The organism is Streptomyces sp. V3I7, from assembly GCF_030817495.1.
Taxonomy (GTDB): Bacteria; Actinomycetota; Actinomycetes; order Streptomycetales; family Streptomycetaceae; genus Streptomyces.
In genome coordinates this window covers 891,793-908,599 of record NZ_JAUSZK010000001.1, presented here as the reverse complement: position 1 = coordinate 908,599, position 16,807 = coordinate 891,793, and the positions used below count along the sequence as shown (strand labels likewise).

The 16,807-nt window shown below is 70.7% G+C and carries 18 protein-coding genes and 1 pseudogene; 9 read left to right on the top strand and 10 right to left on the bottom strand.

Going from position 1 to position 16,807, the window contains the following annotated elements:
- Positions 1-378: 378 nt before the first annotated feature.
- Genes QFZ74_RS04365 through QFZ74_RS04355 form a run of 3 tightly spaced genes read right to left on the bottom strand, consistent with a single transcriptional unit; the run spans position 379 to position 2,907 of the window.
- Entirely contained in the window at positions 379-1,164 is a 786-nt protein-coding gene (locus QFZ74_RS04365) for an NUDIX hydrolase (RefSeq protein WP_307619454.1), read from the bottom strand.
- Positions 1,164-2,114 (bottom strand): NUDIX domain-containing protein, encoded by a 951-nt coding sequence (locus QFZ74_RS04360; protein WP_307619453.1) that lies wholly within the window; start codon positions 2,112-2,114, stop codon positions 1,164-1,166. The genes QFZ74_RS04365 and QFZ74_RS04360 overlap by 1 nt, the downstream gene beginning before the upstream one ends.
- Before the next feature lie 43 nt (positions 2,115-2,157).
- Positions 2,158-2,907 carry a hypothetical protein gene (locus QFZ74_RS04355; RefSeq protein ID WP_307619452.1) on the bottom strand — a complete coding sequence of 250 codons (750 nt, stop codon included), beginning with the start codon at positions 2,905-2,907 and terminating at the stop codon, positions 2,158-2,160.
- Between the two features lie 223 nt (positions 2,908-3,130).
- Between QFZ74_RS04355 and QFZ74_RS04350 the strand changes: the two genes are divergently transcribed.
- From QFZ74_RS04350 to QFZ74_RS04315, 8 genes and pseudogenes are all read left to right on the top strand, one after another.
- On the top strand, positions 3,131-3,475 hold the full coding sequence (locus QFZ74_RS04350) for a tyrosine-type recombinase/integrase (RefSeq protein WP_307619451.1): 345 nt from the start codon (positions 3,131-3,133) through the stop codon (positions 3,473-3,475).
- A 77-nt stretch (positions 3,476-3,552) separates the two neighbouring features.
- The gene (locus QFZ74_RS04345; protein ID WP_307619450.1) at positions 3,553-4,317 is read left to right on the top strand and encodes a HipA family kinase; all 765 of its coding nucleotides are present in this window, start codon (positions 3,553-3,555) and stop codon (positions 4,315-4,317) included.
- On the top strand, positions 4,314-4,763 hold the full coding sequence (locus QFZ74_RS04340) for a DUF3037 domain-containing protein (RefSeq protein WP_307619449.1): 450 nt from the start codon (positions 4,314-4,316) through the stop codon (positions 4,761-4,763). The genes QFZ74_RS04345 and QFZ74_RS04340 overlap by 4 nt, the downstream gene beginning before the upstream one ends.
- A gap of 125 nt (positions 4,764-4,888) precedes the next feature.
- A complete protein-coding gene (fabG, locus tag QFZ74_RS04335; RefSeq protein WP_307619448.1) occupies positions 4,889-5,650 on the top strand; it encodes a 3-oxoacyl-ACP reductase FabG in 762 nt (253 codons plus the stop codon).
- 20 nt (positions 5,651-5,670) lie between these two features.
- The gene (locus tag QFZ74_RS04330; protein WP_307619447.1) at positions 5,671-6,432 is read left to right on the top strand and encodes an SDR family oxidoreductase; all 762 of its coding nucleotides are present in this window, start codon (positions 5,671-5,673) and stop codon (positions 6,430-6,432) included.
- Between the two features lie 276 nt (positions 6,433-6,708).
- A complete protein-coding gene (locus QFZ74_RS04325) occupies positions 6,709-8,286 on the top strand; it encodes an ABC transporter substrate-binding protein (RefSeq protein ID WP_307619446.1) in 1,578 nt (525 codons plus the stop codon).
- A gap of 105 nt (positions 8,287-8,391) precedes the next feature.
- Positions 8,392-9,076, top strand: a pseudogene (gene ung / locus QFZ74_RS04320) (uracil-DNA glycosylase).
- Positions 9,077-9,191: 115 nt separating this feature from the next.
- Positions 9,192-9,752 (top strand): hypothetical protein, encoded by a 561-nt coding sequence (locus QFZ74_RS04315; RefSeq protein ID WP_307619445.1) that lies wholly within the window; start codon positions 9,192-9,194, stop codon positions 9,750-9,752.
- Positions 9,753-9,773: 21 nt separating this feature from the next.
- On the opposite strand, the gene QFZ74_RS04310 is transcribed toward QFZ74_RS04315, so the two are convergent.
- Both QFZ74_RS04310 and QFZ74_RS04305 read right to left on the bottom strand, forming a co-directional pair.
- A complete protein-coding gene (locus QFZ74_RS04310; protein WP_307619444.1) occupies positions 9,774-10,265 on the bottom strand; it encodes a hypothetical protein in 492 nt (163 codons plus the stop codon).
- Between the two features lie 113 nt (positions 10,266-10,378).
- Positions 10,379-10,891 carry a DinB family protein gene (locus QFZ74_RS04305; protein ID WP_307619443.1) on the bottom strand — a complete coding sequence of 171 codons (513 nt, stop codon included), beginning with the start codon at positions 10,889-10,891 and terminating at the stop codon, positions 10,379-10,381.
- A 125-nt stretch (positions 10,892-11,016) separates the two neighbouring features.
- Here QFZ74_RS04305 and QFZ74_RS04300 point away from each other — a divergent pair, with 125 nt between their 5' ends.
- Positions 11,017-11,928, top strand: a complete 912-nt coding sequence (locus tag QFZ74_RS04300) for a Gfo/Idh/MocA family protein (protein ID WP_307619442.1) — start codon at positions 11,017-11,019, stop codon at positions 11,926-11,928.
- On the opposite strand, the gene lnt is transcribed toward QFZ74_RS04300, so the two are convergent.
- The 5 genes from lnt to QFZ74_RS04275 form a co-directional block, all read right to left on the bottom strand.
- Complete coding sequence (gene lnt, locus QFZ74_RS04295; RefSeq protein ID WP_307619441.1) at positions 11,846-13,420, bottom strand: apolipoprotein N-acyltransferase; 1,575 nt, start codon at positions 13,418-13,420, stop codon at positions 11,846-11,848. The genes QFZ74_RS04300 and lnt overlap by 83 nt on opposite strands.
- An 81-nt stretch (positions 13,421-13,501) precedes the next feature.
- Positions 13,502-13,972, bottom strand: a complete 471-nt coding sequence (locus QFZ74_RS04290; protein WP_307619440.1) for a nuclear transport factor 2 family protein — start codon at positions 13,970-13,972, stop codon at positions 13,502-13,504.
- 92 nt (positions 13,973-14,064) lie between these two features.
- Positions 14,065-14,568, bottom strand: a complete 504-nt coding sequence (locus QFZ74_RS04285; RefSeq protein ID WP_307619439.1) for a hypothetical protein — start codon at positions 14,566-14,568, stop codon at positions 14,065-14,067.
- Complete coding sequence (locus tag QFZ74_RS04280) at positions 14,569-16,287, bottom strand: sialidase family protein (RefSeq protein WP_307619438.1); 1,719 nt, start codon at positions 16,285-16,287, stop codon at positions 14,569-14,571.
- A gap of 278 nt (positions 16,288-16,565) precedes the next feature.
- Complete coding sequence (locus QFZ74_RS04275; RefSeq protein ID WP_373462343.1) at positions 16,566-16,697, bottom strand: hypothetical protein; 132 nt, start codon at positions 16,695-16,697, stop codon at positions 16,566-16,568.
- Between the last annotated feature and the right edge of the window lie 110 nt (positions 16,698-16,807).

Here is a 16,807-nt window from a genome sequence, read left to right as displayed (position 1 = left end):
GCAGGGCCGCTGCGCTGCGGTGTACCGGCTGAGGCAGCGGCCCTGCGAGGTCAGCGCGTCTCTCGCGGCTGCCCGGTCGGCCGTATGCCGTCGCCGCGGCGGAACAGGGACCGCCAGGCCCTGCCGAGGGCTTCGTAGATCATGGCTGCGCGTCGGTGGGGTAGGGAAGCATGGTGTCCGTTTCTCTCGCCGGTCGATGGCCGGCAGGAGAACTACCCCCTTCGCAAGGCAGTCACGCGGAGTGTGATCGGTGTCAACGACGTCCGGGATTGCTGGAGCTCCTCTACGGCCGTGACCACGATCGGGTGGGTCAGGTGCCGGGGCCGTCGTTCTCCCTTCCGCCGAAGAGCGTGTTGTAGGAGACGATCCGCAACAAGGTCACGCCGTCCTCCCGTTCCCGGCGCGGTGACCGGACAGGGTCGGTACGCGGCGCGAGCGGATTCCGCTCAGATGGCGGACGGCTATGGAATGAGCGGTGACGTGGGTGGATTTCACAGGTCCTCTCCTGGTTGATGGCAGTCTGCTTCTGGCGGGCGCGGGCACGACTGCGCCCGCGCGCGATGCTCGATCGCTGTGACGGGGCGAGGCGGTCCCTGGCACGAGGCGATCAAGGCACTTACGATCCCGCCGCGGGAAGTTCGCTGATCGGGACTTCCGCCGCGTAGGGCAGGCCTCATCGTTCGTGCGCCCAGCGGGCGGCGAGGCGGGCCTGCTGGTAGCCGCTCTCGCCCAGCCCAGGAGCGCGGCCGCCTGGTCGGGGGTGGCGAGCAGCCGGGCGAAGACGCGGCCGGTGGCCGGATCCACCCCGGTCGGCCCGATCTGTGTGACGGGGGCCGTCAGGCGGAGGCGTGCGCACGGCCCGATGCCGCCGTAGACCTCCCCCGTCGCGTCATGGACCCAGCCGAGTCGGACGATGTCGTCGCCGATCGGCACCTGAGCCTCTTCGATCGCCTCGCGCCGCAGCGTCTCCTCGGGCGAGGCGTCTGTGGCCTCGACCGTTCCTCCAGTCAACTGCCAGGGCCTGGCACCGAAGACGGACCGCAGCTGCACGGGATGGTTGTGCTTGTCCCGGACGTACAAGCACGCGTACGCCGTGAGATGCGGCAGGGTGAGGATGTACTCGTGGGGAGGAAGGGGCGGGGTCCGCCCCTGGTCACAGGTCATCAGTGGCGCACCTCAGGGGATGTGGAAGGAGGACGGCTGACACCGCTGGCCGCGGTGGCGGTGGCGTGCGCGTAGTGGGAGGCGATGACATCGGCCGTCCAGGAGCAGATCGGGAGTCGGCCGACGTCGCTTCCTGCGAACCAGCGGCACAGGATGCCTTCGTGGATGGGGAGGGTGTGGGCGTCCCCGTTCCAGGTGCCGACGAAGACCTGGATCCAGCCGCGCACGGTGCCACCTGGGCCAGGGCTGGGGATGATGCGGTACGGCCGGAGGTCGGGGACGGCCAGGTCGACCTCTTCGTCGAGCTCGCGCGCCATGGCTTCGGCGGGTGACTCCTGGTCACGGCGGCCGCCGCGGATGAAGCTGAACAGGCCCGGATCGTCGATGCCGGGAGTGGTGTCACGCAGGTGCAGCAGGTACTCGCCGGCGTCGTTGAGGAGCATCACCGCGACGCCGCTCGGCTCGCCTGGTTCCTGAGGATGTCGCGTGCGCTGCGCCGGGGCGGCGGCATGTGCGGATGCGGGAAGGTTCAGGAATTTCGCGGCCTTCAAGGCGAGTTGCCGCCGTAGGTAGCTTCCGGCATCAGAGCGCATCCGCGCGAGCGCGACCATGCTGGTGATGGTCACGTCGGCGACTTCAGCGTGTACCTGCTCCCACTCGGTTCTTTCCTTGCGCGGGTTGGTTCCGCGTACGCCGACGACGGCCTGGGCCGCCTCGCCCGTCTCCTCGGAGATCTTCAGGACCTGGAGGGTCCACTGCTCTGCCTGACACAGGCCGAGCTCGGTGTCATGCGCACTGAAGCGGGAGGCGAGAAGCTCGATGGTGTTCCAGAAAGCACCGTCTGGCGTCGGTACTTCCTCTTCACCTTGCGCCGTCTGTGCCGTGAGCTCTGAGTCGGGATGGGGCATTCCACCTCCTGGGGGGAACAAGTCGTGCGGTTGCTTGGTCATTTCAGGTGGCCGGGCAGCCGGCCAGCAGATCAGGTGGCTCGGCTCACCGGACCAGCTGGTGCGCTGGACCCGGAGCAGGCCCGGCGGACAGGCGTGTGAAGTGCTCGTGCGCGAGGATCGCGTTCCTCGTTGCGTCGGTCATGCCATTGACTCGGCCGAACGCGTCGTGGTCGTACGTGGTTGTGTTCTGCTCAGCGTCGGTGACGCTGTCGTTCAGCCCGTGCGTGTCGTAGTGGTAGGTGATGGTGCGTTCGGTGTCACCGCCGGTGGTGTCCTTGGTGGTCTCGGACAGTTGGTTGCCGTCCTCGTCGTAGGAGCGCGTGATCTCGGCGGTGTGGGACGTGTTGGTGATCTCGTCCTTCACGCCTGCACCGGTCTCGGTGACGACGTGCGAGGCTGTGTCATAGCTGTAGGTGGTTGTCACGCCGTTCGGGAATGTGCTTGACACCTGTGTCTCGGAGGTCTTTCGGCCAAGACCGTCGTATGTGTAGCTGGTGATCAGCCCGGCGGGGGACGTCACCTGCGCGGTGTCGCCGTTCGCGTAATAGCGGTACGAGGTGAGTGCGCCGTCAGGCGTGCGCTGCGAGGCGACCAGGCCGGCCGGGGTGGCGCCGCCGCCGACCGCGGTGAGCGACGTGACGCGTGGCCGTTGCAGACGGCGCTGCGAGTCCGCGACGTTATCAGCCCACGAAACCGGATTGCCGTCGTGGTCGGTCTGGGATGTGGGCTCCGTCAGGGCGAAATGTTCGGGCTGAGCCCGGAGGACATCGACTACACGCGAGGCGTGCTGCATGTCCGCCGCCAAATCCAGGCGATCCGTGGGGGGTTGTAATTCGCCCTGCCGAAGGGGAAGAAGACCCGTACCGTCGACTTGCCCTCCTCGGTGGCCAAGGAGTTGAAGAGCCACGTCGAAGCGTTCCCACCGGTGGAGGTGGAGCTTCCGTGGGGGGAAGCCGGAGGGGCAGTGAAAGAAGTTCTCCCTGCACCTCACCACACGACTCGGCAACGCCGTCGCGGTGAACATATGGAACACCTACACCTGGAAGCCCGCCTTGGCTGAAGCCGGCATCATCCCGCCGCGCGCTGAGGGAGCGAAACCCTGGCAGTGGGCGGCGGCTCCGAAGGATGGCTTCCACGTGCTGCGGCACACCTACGCCTCGCTCATTCTGGAGGCCGGAGAGTCCGTTGTGACCCTGGCGCGTTGGCTCGGGCACTCCTCGCCCGCGATCACCCTCGGTTACTATGCTCACTTCATGCCGGAGGCGGGAAGTAAAGGGCGCACCGCCATCGATGGATTGCTTGGGGAGCGGGGAGATCGGCATGCCAGCCGAAACTCCCCAGATTCTCCCCAGGCTCGTTGACGGGTGATTCCCACTGCTCCACCGCCCCTGAAGGCGGCCATGGATTGCAAGGTTGAAGAGATGGGTGGCCTGGGAAAATGCTAAAAGAGGTCACCGTGACCCGCTATGTCACTCCCTTGCGTGAGGGCGGCTCGCTGCCGGGGCTCGTCGAGGGGGACGACTTCGGGACGTACGTCATGAAGTTCGCCGGCGCCGGACAGGGCCGTAAGACGCTGGTGGCCGAGGTCGTGTGCGGCGAACTGGCCCGGCGGCTCGGCTTCCGGATGCCCCGCCTGGTGACCGTCCAGTTGGACCCCGTGCTGGGGCTCGGCGAACCCGAGCAGCAGGTGCAGGACCTGCTGCGGTCCAGCGGCGGCACCAACCTCGGCATGGACTTCCTCTCCGGCGCCCTCGGCTTCGACCCGCTCGCGTTCCCGGTGGACCGTGAGGAGGCCGGGCGGATCGTCTGGTTCGACGCGCTGGTGAACAACGTCGACCGCTCCTGGCGCAACCCCAACCTGCTGATGCACCGGGGCGAGCTGTGGCTCATCGACCACGGTGCGACCATGATCTGGCACCACAACTGGCCCGCCGCCGAGGCCTCCGCGGCCCGCCCCTACGACGTCTCCGACCACGCCCTGAGCCGCTTCGCGCCCGATGTCGCCGCGGCCGCCGCCGAGTTGGCGCCCCTGGTCACCGAGGACATCCTCGCCGAGGTCACCGCCGAGATCCCCGACGCCTGGCTCGCCGACGAGCCCGGCTTCGACACCCCGGACGACCTGCGCCGGGCGTATGCGCGGCCGCTGCTCGCGCGCGCCGCCGTCGTCCACGAGCGGATCACCGGCATCGAGGAGGGCAAGTGAGCGAGACCCACATCCACATGGCCGGTCATGTGGTCGAGCGCCACATCATCCGGGCGGGCCAGGGCGGCGGCCGGGACGTCTTCGAGTACGCCCTGCTGCGCGTCGTCCCCCGCGTCGAGCGCGGCGAGTGCATCAACGCGGGCGTCGTCGTCTACTGCCGCGCCCAGGCCTACGTCGGCGCGCGCACCCACCTCGACGAGGCGCGCCTGCTCGCCCTCGACCCCGAGGCCGACGTGGCCGGAGTGCGGGCCGCGCTCGACGCGATCGAGCGGCACTGCGCGGGCGGCGACGAGGCCGGGCAGGCCGCCGGCGACGACGCCGGACGCCGGTACCGCTGGCTGATCGCGCCCCGCTCCACCATCGTCCAGCCAGGACCCGTGCACACCGGCCTGACCGCCGATCCGGCGGCCGAGACGGAGCGGTTGCTGGACCTGCTGGTGAGGTAATGGATCACACGCACCCGGTGTGCCGTTGACACCGGGTGCCAGGGCTTCTAGCGTCACGGGTGCTGAAGGTACTAAGCGGTCGCTCACCGCGCCGCGGGTTCTCTCAAGGGCGAGGAGAAGCAGCAATGTCCACCACTGAACAGCGGGTCGCGATCGTCACCGGCGCGGCGCGCGGCATCGGCGCCGCCACCGCCGTACGACTGGCGGCCGAGGGTCGTGCGGTCGCGGTCGTCGACCTCGACGAGGCCGCCTGCAAGGACACCGTGGAGAAGATCACCGCGGCCGGCGGCAAGGCCATCGCGGTCGGCGCCGACGTCTCCGACGAGGCGCAGGTCGAGGCGGCCGTCGCGCGGGTCGCGGAGGAGCTGGGCGCGCCGGTGATCCTGGTCAACAACGCGGGTGTGCTGCGCGACAACCTGCTGTTCAAGATGACCTCGTCCGACTGGGACACCGTCATGAACGTGCACCTGCGCGGCTCGTTCCTGATGGCCAAGGCCGTCCAGAAGCACATGGTGGAGGCCGGCTTCGGCCGGATCGTCAACCTCTCCTCGTCCTCCGCGCTCGGCAACCGCGGCCAGGCCAACTACTCGGCCGCCAAGGCCGGTCTGCAGGGCTTCACCAAGACCCTCGCCATCGAGCTCGGCAAGTTCGGCATCACGGCCAACGCCGTCGCCCCCGGCTTCATCGCCACCGAGATGACCAAGGCCACCGCCGAGCGCGTCAAGATGGGCTTCGAGGAATTCAAGGCCGCCGCCGCCACGGCCATCCCCGTGCAGCGCGTCGGCGAGCCCGAGGACATCGCGAACGCCATCGCCTTCTTCACCGGTGAGGACGCCGGCTTCGTCTCCGGCCAGGTGCTGTACGTCGCCGGCGGACCGCTCGACTAGGGAACACGGGAATCACGGACATGACTGAACTGCCCGCACTCTCCGGCAAGACCGCCCTCGTCACCGGCGGCAGCCGCGGCATCGGCTACGGCATCGCCGAAGCCCTCGTGGCACGGGGCGACCGCGTCTGCATCACCGGCCGAGGCGAGGAGGCGCTCAAGGAGGCCGTCGAGAAGCTCGGCTCGGACCGGGTCATCGCCGTCGCCGGCAAGGCCCACGACCTGGACCACCAGGCCGAGGCCGTCGAGCGCACGATGGAGGCCTTCGGCCGCGTCGACTTCCTGGTCAACAACGCCGGTACGAACCCGGTGTTCGGCCCGCTCGCCGACCTCGACCTGAACGTCGCGCGCAAGGTGTTCGAGACCAACGTGATCTCGGCGCTCGGCTTCGCCCAGAAGACCTGGCACGCCTGGCAGAAGGACAACGGCGGCGCGATCGTCAACATCGCCTCGGTCGCCGGCCTCGCGCCCTCGCCGTTCATCGGCGCGTACGGCGTCAGCAAGGCCGCGATGATCAACCTGACCCAGCAGCTGGCGCACGAGTACGCGCCCAAGGTACGGGTCAACGCGATCGCCCCCGCCGTGGTCAAGACCAAGTTCGCCGAGGCCCTGTACGAGGGCCGGGAGGCGGAGGCCGCCGCGGCCTACCCGCTCGCCCGGCTCGGCGTGCCCTCCGACATCGGTGGCGCCGCCGCGTTCCTCACCTCGGAGCAGTCCGACTGGATCACCGGCCAGACGCTCGTCGTCGACGGCGGCATCTTCCTGAACGCCGGCGTGGGCTGACCGGAATCCTCCGGCAAGGCCCGCGCGGCCTCCCGCACCGCCGACTCGGGCGCCGTTCCCTCACGGGGGAGCGGCGCCCGAGCCGTCGTATCCCACGGTCCCGTGCCTCGTACGGATAAAACGGGACCGGTCGCGGCAAGGCGAGATTCGTCCGCCCGGCCTGCGCCGTCTCCCTCGTACAGCGTTCAATCGGCTTGCCACGGGGGGAGGTTCAGCCTCCGCACGGCTGCGGTATGGTCTGCCAACCCTTGGTATGGCAGATCGAGGAGCGTGCGCGTGTTCAAGCGGAACCGATGCCTTCGGCAGGTGGCGGCGGTCGCCTCCATATCCCTGCTGGCCGGATGCGGTGTCTTCACCGACGGCGACGAGGAGAGCGAGTCGCCGATCGTGGTCGGGACCACCAGTTCCCCCAGCACACTGGATCCGGCCGCGTCCTGGGACGGGTCGTGGGAGCTGTTCCGGAACGTCTACCAGACGCTCCTCGCCTACCCCAACGGCGCGACCACTCCGCAGCCCGACGCCGCCGAGAGGTGCGGCTTCGTCGACGACGCGAACCGCACCTACCGCTGCGAACTCCGCCCGGACATGAAGTTCGCCGACGGGCACACGCTGGACGCGCACGCCGTCAAGTACTCCATCGACCGCATCCGGGCCATCAACGCCCCCGGCGGCCCGGCGGGACTGCTCGGCAGCCTCGACCACGTGGAGACCCGTGGCGAGCGCGAGGTGCTCTTCCGCCTCAACCGGCCCGACACGACCTTCCCGTTCGTGCTCGCCACCCCGGCCATGTCGGTCGTCGATCCCGGCGAATACCCCGCCAAGACGCTGCACAAGGGCGACAACATCTCCGGCTCCGGCCCCTACACCCTCCAGTCGTACCAGGACGGCAGCACGGCCGTCCTGGAGCGCAACGGCCACTACCACGGCTTCGCCGACCGCCAGAACGACGCGGTGACGATCCGCTACTTCCAGGACTCGTCCTCCATGGTCAAGGCGCTGCGCGACCGGAAGATCGACGTCACCTACCGCGGTCTCGCCGCCGACGACATCATCTCGCTCCAGAAGAGCGCCTCGACCTACCTCCAGCTGGTGGACGGCGTCGGCACGGACATCAGCTACCTGGTGTTCAACCCCAAGGACCCCTGGATCGAGAAGCCCGCCGTGCGCAGGGCGGTCGCGCAGGTCGTCGACCGTGCCGCGATCGCGCACAAGGTCTACAAGGACACCGTCGACCCCCTGTACTCGATGGTCCCGAAGGGCCTGACCGGCCACACCACCGGCTTCTTCGACGACTACGGCGACCCCAGCGTCCCCAAGGCCCGCAAGATCCTTCAGAGCGCGGGCATCAAGGAGCGGGTCCCGCTGACGCTCTGGTACACCACCGACCGCTACGGCTCCGAGACCGGCATGGAGTTCCAGGAGCTCAAGCGCCAGCTCGACAGCTCCGGGCTCTTCGACGTCACCCTCAAGAGCCGTCCCTGGAAGACCTACGTGGTCGGCTACCAGAAGGGCGAGTACCCGGTGTTCGGCCGCGGCTGGTCCCCCGACTTCCCCGACGCCGACAACTTCATCGCCCCGTTCGTGGGCGACCAGAACGCGCTCGGCACGCCGTACCCGGTGCCCGAGATCACCGGCAAGCTGCTGCCCGAGTCGCGGCAGCAGAACGACCGCGCGGACGTGGTGAAGCAGTTCAAGCAGGCCCAGGACATCCTGGCGAAGGACGCGCGGCTGCTGCCGCTGTGGCAGGGGCGTCAGTACGTCGCGGCCAGCGAGGACGTCTCCGGCGGCGAACGGGCCCTCGACCCGTCGACGATCATGATGATGTGGGAGCTGAAGCGGAAGACCAGCTGGTGAGACCGGGTCGCGAGCCGGGCCCGCTCCGGCCCGCGGAACCGGTTGTCAGTGGTCGCCTGTAGGTTCGGAGACCTGCAAGTGACCGCACACCGTGAGGACGTTGACGTGACCGACATCGCCATGCTGCCCGAGTCCTGGCGCGGGGTTCTGGGCGACGAGCTGGAGCAGCCGTACTTCAAGGAGCTGGTCGAGTTCGTCGAGGGGGAGCGTGCCGGCGGCCCCGTCTACCCGCCCCGCGAGGAGGTCTTCGCGGCGCTGGACGCGACGCCGTTCGACAAGGTCAAGGTCCTCATCCTCGGCCAGGGACCCGTACCACGGCGAGGGCCAGGGGCACGGCCTGTGCTTCTCGGTCCGCCCCGGGGTGCGGACCCCGCCCTCCCTGCGGAACATCTACAAGGAGATGCAGGCCGAGCTGGGCACGCCGATCCCGGACAACGGTTATCTGATGCCGTGGGCCGAGCAGGGCGTCCTGCTGCTGAACGCGGTGCTCACGGTCCGCGCAGGCGAGGCGAACTCGCACAAGGGCAAGGGCTGGGAGAAGTTCACCGACGCGGTGATCCGCGCCGTGGCCGAGCGGCCCGACCCCGCGGTGTTCGTCCTGTGGGGCAACTACGCGCAGAAGAAGCTCCCGCTGATCGACGAGACCCGGCACGTGGTGGTCAAGGGCGCGCACCCCTCGCCGCTGTCCGCCAAGAGGTTCTTCGGCTCCCGTCCCTTCTCGCAGATCAACGAGGCCGTCGCCGCCCAGGGCCACGAGCCGATCGACTGGACCATCCCGGACCTGGGCTGACCAAAGCTCCGCAGGCCGGCCCCGTGTCGTACGGGGCCGCCTGACCGGGATCGCCCCGGCCGCCGGTTAGCGTCGGAACGGACACGCCGGACAGGCCCAGGGCACGGAGGACGCGGTGGCGGAGCGACAGGAGCAGGCAGCGGCGGACGCCGTGCTGACCCGGATCGGCCAGGTCGTCATGCTGCACCACGGCGGGGACCGCGAGGAGGCCCGCAGCCGACTGCTCGCGCTCTGGGCCGAGCTCGGCGAGAACGGTGACCCGCTGCACCGCTGCACCCTGGCGCACTACCTCGCCGACACCCAGGACGACCCGGCCGACGAACTGGCCTGGGACCTACGGGCGTTGTCCGCGGCGGAGGAATCGGCGGAGGAATCGGCGGACGAGGGGGAGGGCGGGAGAGAGGGGCGGCCCGAGGGCGGGAGCGCGGGCGAGCCTGCGGCCGTACGCGGCTTCTACCCCTCCTTGCATCTCAACCTCGCCGCCGACTACGCCAAGCTGGGCCGCCGGGAGGCGGCCCGTTCCCATCTGCGCCGGGCCCGCGGGGCCGCCATCGCACTGGCCGACGACAGCTACGGCGACGGAGTCCGGGCCGCGATCAGTCGCCTGGAGCTGCGGCTGGGGGAGGGGCCGTCCGGCGGGGAGCCCTGGGGCCCGCCGCGCCAGCGGCCTACGTAGCCATCCGCTCCGGCGGCCGGCTCAATGTCCGTACACCTTCTGGCAGATCGTCGCCTCCTGGCTGCCCTGCCGCCAGCCGCCGTACTTCCGGCCCAGCGCGCACACGTCCGGGTTGCCGGACGCGACGCGCCGGGCGGCCTCGGGGACGTCGACGTGCGCGTTCCGCAGGGCCTTGTGATGCGGCTGCGGCGCGGGGTGCGGCGTACGGGCCGACGGCGCGTGATGCTGCACCGGCGCCGCCGGACGGCTCGGCGCGGCCGACCCGGCGGCGTGCTCGGACCGCTTCGCACGGCCCGGCCGCCCGGACGGCGCGACCATCTCCAGCGCCTCACGCGCCGGCGCCTGGACGACCCGCGGCAGCGCGCTGCCCTCGGGCCGGGGCACCGACGGGCGGAACGGTGCCGTACCTGGTGGCCGCGCGGGCGCGGCGGGGCGCTGCACCGTCACACAGCCGGAGAGGGCCGAGACGGCGACGGTGACCAGGAGCGCTGCGGTGGTCGTCGATCGATGCACCCGCGCCACTCTGCTGTCTCGACCCCCGCGTGGGAACGGCGGACCGGTGGATGATGCCCCACATGGGTGATCTCCTGCCCCGTACGGAGGGCCGGGAGCCGCCCAGGCTGACGTCAGTCGCCCGTATTGCCGTCGATCCGCTCGCGGATCAGGTCGGCGTGGCCGTTGTGCCGGGCGTACTCCTCGATCATGTGCATGTAGATCCAGCGCAGGTTGAACGGCTCCGCGGTGTACCTGCTCCTGCCCTTGGCGAGGTCGTCCAGGGCGAAGCCGGCCGCGTGCCGCCGGGCGATCGCTATCTCGGCCTGCCAGGTGGCGTACGCCTCCTCCCAGGTGTCGGCGTCCGTGACATGGAAGTCCCCGTCGAGGTCCTCCGCGCTGCTGTAGATCCAGCCGCGATCGTCGTCGGCCAGCACCCGCCGGAACCAGCCCCGCTCCGTCTCCGCCATGTGCCGCACCAGACCCATGAGGGACAGCCCGGACGGCGGCGCCGACGCGGTGCGCAGCTGTTCTTCGGTGAGGCCCTCGCACTTCCAGGCGAGGGTCTGCCGGTGGTAGTCCAACCAGCCTTCCAGCATGGTGCGTTCGTCGGCGGTCTTGGCTGGTTCTTCGCGCTTGATCGGCATGCTCGTATCGTCGCTCGGGCCTGCGGCGCCGCGCGAGGAGTTTTCAGCGTGAACTGGCGGCCACCGTATCCTTCCGAGCAGGAACCGTCGGGAAAACACCAGGCAGAACGCCAGGAGGAGCACACGTGAAGGTCGGCTGCATCGGACTCGGTGACATCGCGCAGAAGGCCTATCTGCCGGTGCTGGGCGTGCAGCCGGGCGTGGAGCTGCATCTGCAGACCAGGACGCCCGCTACCCTCAGCCAGGTCGCCGACAGCCTCCACCTCCCGGCCGGGCAGCGGCACACCACGCTCGACTCCCTGCTCGCCCAGGACCTCGACGCCGCCTTCGTCCACGCGCCCACCGACGTCCACCCCGAGATCGTCACCCGGCTGCTGGAGGCGGACGTACCGACGTACGTCGACAAGCCGCTCGCGTACGAACTCCGCGACGCCGAACGGCTGGTGGAGCTCGCCGAGGAGCGGAACCTCCCGCTGGCCGTGGGGTTCAACCGGCGTTTCGCCCCCGCCTACGCGCAGTGCGCCGAGCACCCGCGCGAGCTGATCCTCATGCAGAAGAACCGCGTCGGACGGCCGGAGGCCGCGCGCACGCTGGTCCTCGACGACTTCATCCACGTCATCGACACCCTGCGCTTCCTCGCCCCCGGGCCGATCGACGACGTGAGCGTGCGCGCCCGCGTCGAGGACGGGCTGGTGCACCACGTCGTCCTCCAGCTCGGCGGGGACGGTTTCACCGCGATCGGCACGATGAACCGGCTCAGCGGTTCAGCGGAGGAGGTCCTCGAGGTCTCCGGGCAGGACAGCAAGCGGCAGGTGATCAACCTCGCCGAGGTCGTCGACCACAAGGGGCAGCCGACGGTGCGGCGGCGCGGCGACTGGGTGCCGGTCTCCCGGCAGCGCGGCATCGAGCAGGCGGCGCTCACGTTCCTCGACGCGGTGCGCGCGGGGACGGTGCTCAACGCCCGTGACGCGCTGGCGACGCACGAACTGTGCGAGCGGGTGGTACGTGCGGTGCAGGAGCGTTCCCCCGCTGCCTGAAGGCGCGCATCCCCTCCAGGATCCCCAGCCCGGCGAGGACGAGCAGCGCCGTGTCCACCGGCCAGTCGCCGTAGCGGACGTACGGCGTGACACCGTGCGCCAGCGGCACCTCGTACACCTGAGCGGTGCTCGCGCCGGTGCCGAGCCAGGGGCCGAGGCGCTGCCCGGACGGGCCGTAGACGGCGGAGACGCCGGTCAGTGTCGCGTGCACCATCGGCCGGCCGGTCTCGGCGGCGCGCAGCGCGGCCAGCGACGCGTGCTGCTCCGGGGCCCAACTGTCCTGGAACGTCGACGTCGACGACTGGCCGAGCAGCACGTCCGCGCCGTCCTGCGCCAGTTGCCGGCTCATGTCCGGGAACGCGGTCTCGAAGCAGACCATCGGGCCGACGCGCAGCCCGTGCCCGACGTGCATCACCACCTGCTCGGTGCCCCGCCGGCGGTCCTCGCCCGCCGCCTTGCCGACCGAGGTCGCCCAGCCGAGCAGGGAGCGGGCCGGGACGTACTCGCCGAAGGGGACCAGCCGCATCTTGTCGTAGCGGGCGCCGGTCGGTCCGTCCGGGCCGACGAGCACCGAACTCTTGTAGATCCCGGGCCGGTCGGAGCGCCGCGCGTCCACGTTGACCAGGATGTCGGCGCCGGTCTCCCGGGACAGCGCCGCGATCCGCCGCGCCAGGTCCGGGCGTCTGCCGAGGTCGGCGCCGACGCTGCTCTCCCCCCAGACGACCAGGTCGACGTCCTGGCCGACGAGCCGGCGGGTCAGCCGCTCCTCGACGTCCAGCCGATGGCCGATGCTGCCCAGGCCCCCGACCACACCCGGTTGCACGACGGCGATCCGGACCCGGCCGTCGACGTCGGGCCGCGGCGACCACACCCAGGCCGCCGAGGTGGCGGCCGCCGTCGCCGCCAGCGAGGCCACGGCCGGGACGCGGGCCTCCGGCACCGCCACCAGCCCGGCGACCGCGACGTTCACGGCCACCACCAGGAAGCTCAGCAGCCACACGCCGCCGACCGAGGCCAGCCGCAGCGCCGGCTCCACCTGCCACTGGCTCGCGCCGAGCATGCCCCACGGCCCGCCGAGCCCCTGCCAGGACCGGACCAGCTCCACCATCAGCCACGCCGACGGCACCACCAGCAGCGCGCCCGCGACCCGGCCCGGCGCCGGCATCCCGCCCAGCGAGCGGCGCACCAGCCAGCCCCAGGGCGCCCACAGCGCGCCCAGCAGCGCGGCGATCACGAAGGTGAAGACGTGCAGGCTGGGCAGCAGCCAGTGGTGCATCGCGAGCATGAAGCCGAAGCCGCCGCACCAGCCGTCGTACGCCGCCCGCCGCCCCGTCGGAGCGGAGCGGGCGAGCAGGATCCAGGGGACGAGGGCGACGTAGGCGAGCCACCACACGGCGGGCGCCGGGAAGGAGATCACCGCCAGGGCCCCCGCGAGGACGGCGAGGATGCCGCGCCGCCACGGGGAGGCGAGCCAGCGGTCGAGCGTCCTCATACGTCGCCTCCCTACCCTGCGGCTGTCTCCAGTGTGCGCGCCCGTGCCCCCTCCTCGACAAGGGGGCGTCGGCTCATCCGATCACGGTGCCGTGGGTCCGTCGGGTTCGCGGCGCCACTTCTCCCGCACGATCAGCTCCCGCACCCGCCAGCCGTCGGCCGTCCGCAGCAGGCCGAACGCGTACCGGCCCCCGCACATGAAGTCGGGCGCCGCGGGGGCCCTGCCGACGTGCCGCAACGCGCTGACGTAGTCGGCCTGTACGGCGGCGGTGTCACCGGTGTCCTGCTCCAGGACCCCGAACCGCACCCGGCGGTTGACGATCAGATGCTGGCGCATCGTGAACTGCCCCCAGCCGTCGGCGAGCCAGCCCGCCACCTGCGGTGCGTCGCCCTCGATGCCGCCGACGGAACGGTAGTCCGCCCGGCCGTCCGCCGTGAACAGCCCTGGGTACGCCGTCCAGTCCCCGTCGTCCACCGTCATCGCGTACTCGGTGACCAGGTCGTCCACGGCCAGCCGGTCCCGCACGGTCGCAAGCTCCACGCGCTGCGTCATCGGCACAGTTTTGAGCACGGCGCGGGCGGAGCCAAGGGATACGCGGGGGACATTCGGTGGAGACGGGGCGGGACAGCGCCATCAGGCCAGGTTCAGCCGGCGGGGGCGGTCAGATACGTCAGGTTCACCCCTCCCTCGCAGTCGGGCAGCTTTCGCAGGGTCCAGCGTCCGACGACGGTCGCGGAGGAGAAGTCCGACTCGGCGTCGTCCTCCTCCACCTCGCCGTCCTTCAGGGCGAACCCGGCCTTGGGCAGCCGCTGTTGCAGGAAAGACAGCGCCGCGTCGAAGCCGCCCCGTACGACGGTGGCCACGACGAGCCGGTCACCGGACCGGTGCTCCACCGACGTCACGACCGCACCGTCCGGCATCGGCAGCCGCGCCGGGAACTCCTTGGGGAGCGGCAGCGAGGGAGCGGTGGGACAGCCGCCGGACGCCGTGCCGGACCGTTTCCCGGCCGAGGCGTCCGTCGGCTGCCCGGACGCGTTCGGCGTCGCACCCGAAGGCTCCGCCCGCGAGTCCGGCGCCGAGCATCCGGTGAGGGCCGCCAGGCCGAGGACGGCACCGAGCACAAGGGCGGCCGGGGACGCGGACTTCACCTACTTGCCTCCTTTGGACGTCTTGCGCTTGCCGGCCACGACGGCGTCGAACGCGCCGTACAGCGTGCCGCCGGAGGACTGCCGGGCGATGGACGCCAGCGCGTCGTAGTTCTGGGCGCCGCCGGTGGCGCAGGCGCCGGTGCAGCCGTCGGCGTAGGCGGCGAGCACGCGGCCCTGGGCGTCGGCGGTGACGTCGTTGAAGTCCAGGAGGTTGCGGTCGTCGCCGCAGGTGGTGCCGCCCGTGCAGATCGACCCCTTCTGGACCGGGTCGGTGGGCGTCGCGTCGACGGTGACCCAGGACTGGCCGCCGTCGTACGTCGTGGCCACGTAGAGGTGCCAGACGCCCGTGAAGTGGTCCGTGTCCTGGTAGTTGCCGCCGGTGGTCGTGCCCAGGAAGGCGAAGGCGGCGCGGTTGTCGTCCCCGGCGGTCACGGCCGGGAAGACGATGTTCCGGATGCCGAGGGCCGACCCGACGTTCTGGTCGTACAGCCACGTCCTGCCCTTGTCGTGGCTGACGGTCACGTGGGCGGTGCCGTCGCTGTTCTGGTAGCCCATGTAGACGGTGCCGCCCGCGCCGATCCCCACACTGGGGTCGGAGTCGGCAGGGGTGCTGGAGGGGTTCTCGCGCACGGTCCACGACAGCCCGTTGTCCTCGGACACGGCCACCGCCTGATGGCCGCCGCAGCCCTTGTTGGGCACGTACACGGTGCCGTCCGGGGCGACCTTCACATGCCCGTGCAGCCCGCCGCACTCCAGCAGCGAGTACATCGGCACGGCGGGCCCGTACGTCAGACCGCCGTCCCGGCTGGCCGCGCAGGAGGCGTCGGCGATGTCCTGCGAGCAGTAGTAGACGGCATGGGGGTACGAGGTGACCGGCCCCGGGCCGCCCGGCGCGAACGCGCCGCCCCCGATGGTCTGGTGATCCACACCGGAGTTGACACCCGAGCCGCCCGTCGGCGTCCAGGTCTCCCCGTCGTTGTCGGTGTAGCAGGTCAGGGCGGTCTTGCCGGCGAGCTGCGACTCGAAGGTGCGGTGGGTGTCCGGGTCGGTGAACAGGATCGGGTCGAGGCTGGTGGTGCTGCCCTGAGGACAGCCCTTGGCCGCGTTCGCGCTCTTGTCCTGCCAGGTGGCGTTGCCGGCGCCGTCGTAGGTGACCTTGAGGGTCGAGGTGTACGCCTGGAACATCGCGGCGCCCGTGGCGCGGTTCACGCCGATCGAGGGCTCACCGGCGCTGTGCGCGTCCGCGATGCTGTCGGGCGCCCAGGAGTTCGCGTACGTCGGCGGCACGGCCGTACTCGGCGGCGGATCGGCCGGGTTGGCGACCAGGCTCGCGGTACCGGTGAAGCTGTCGCCGAGCGGCGCGTACGGCACCACGCGCACGGTGTACGACGCCGTCACCGCCGGGAGCAGCACGACCTCGGGATCGCTCGTGGAGGCCGCGGCGGCCACCTCGCGGCCGGCCGGATCGAGGACGTACACGTCGAAGTCCGCCGCGGAGTTCGGCCACTTGACGTCGACGCGCAGACTGTGACCGGCGTCGTAGCCCGCGGGCACCGACACCTTCAGGGCGTAGTCGTCGCAGAGCTGCGGGCTCTGACAGGTCACCGTCCCGGACGTGCCGGAGACGTTCGGGGTGGCGAAGGGACCGGCGCTCCACGTGACCGTGGGGGCTGTATCGCTGACCGATCCGGAGGGTGGGGTGGCGGCGTCGGCCGTCACGCTCGGCAGGGTGCCGGCGAGAAGCGTCAGCAAACCGATGGCGACACGTCCCCGCGCCCGCGGAGGGCGGCGAAGACGGAGTACGGAGAGGAGAGCCACAAGCACCTCAAGGGTGGGTGAGTCGGACGAAGAAGTGGTGCGCGGCGGTACGGGTGGGGCCTTCATCTGCTCTACGGGCAGGCAGAAGGCGTCCGTCGCACGACTTTTCGGTTCCGACTGACGTTGGGGTGCGGGTGGCTCGGGAGGGGGCGCTGGGATGTCGTGGGACGTCGTGGTTCTCAGGCAGCCTCGATGATCGAGCCGCGGATCGCGGCGGCCCACTCGACCACCAACAGCTCGTACTCCGTACGCTCCTGCGCCGACAGAGTTCCGCCCGCGCGCAGCCACAGCGCGCGGATCTGCTCGTTCACCTCGGCGGCAGAGCGCGCTGAACCGGAGAGCCCAGAGAGTCCAGAGGGCCCAGACGACCCAGAGGGCATGGAATCGGGGAACATGCGGACAAGCCTAGGGGCAAGCACTG

Coding starts and splice junctions, on each gene's coding strand:
- QFZ74_RS04365 (WP_307619454.1), bottom strand. CDS start 1,164: ATGACCTGTGACCAGGGGCGGACCCCGCCCCTTCCTCCCCACGAGTAC.
- QFZ74_RS04360 (WP_307619453.1), bottom strand. CDS start 2,114: ATGACCAAGCAACCGCACGACTTGTTCCCCCCAGGAGGTGGAATGCCC.
- QFZ74_RS04355 (WP_307619452.1), bottom strand. CDS start 2,907: ATGCAGCACGCCTCGCGTGTAGTCGATGTCCTCCGGGCTCAGCCCGAA.
- QFZ74_RS04345 (WP_307619450.1), top strand. CDS start 3,553: ATGCTAAAAGAGGTCACCGTGACCCGCTATGTCACTCCCTTGCGTGAG.
- fabG (WP_307619448.1), top strand. CDS start 4,889: ATGTCCACCACTGAACAGCGGGTCGCGATCGTCACCGGCGCGGCGCGC.
- QFZ74_RS04330 (WP_307619447.1), top strand. CDS start 5,671: ATGACTGAACTGCCCGCACTCTCCGGCAAGACCGCCCTCGTCACCGGC.
- QFZ74_RS04305 (WP_307619443.1), bottom strand. CDS start 10,891: ATGCCGATCAAGCGCGAAGAACCAGCCAAGACCGCCGACGAACGCACC.
- lnt (WP_307619441.1), bottom strand. CDS start 13,420: ATGAGGACGCTCGACCGCTGGCTCGCCTCCCCGTGGCGGCGCGGCATC.
- QFZ74_RS04290 (WP_307619440.1), bottom strand. CDS start 13,972: ATGACGCAGCGCGTGGAGCTTGCGACCGTGCGGGACCGGCTGGCCGTG.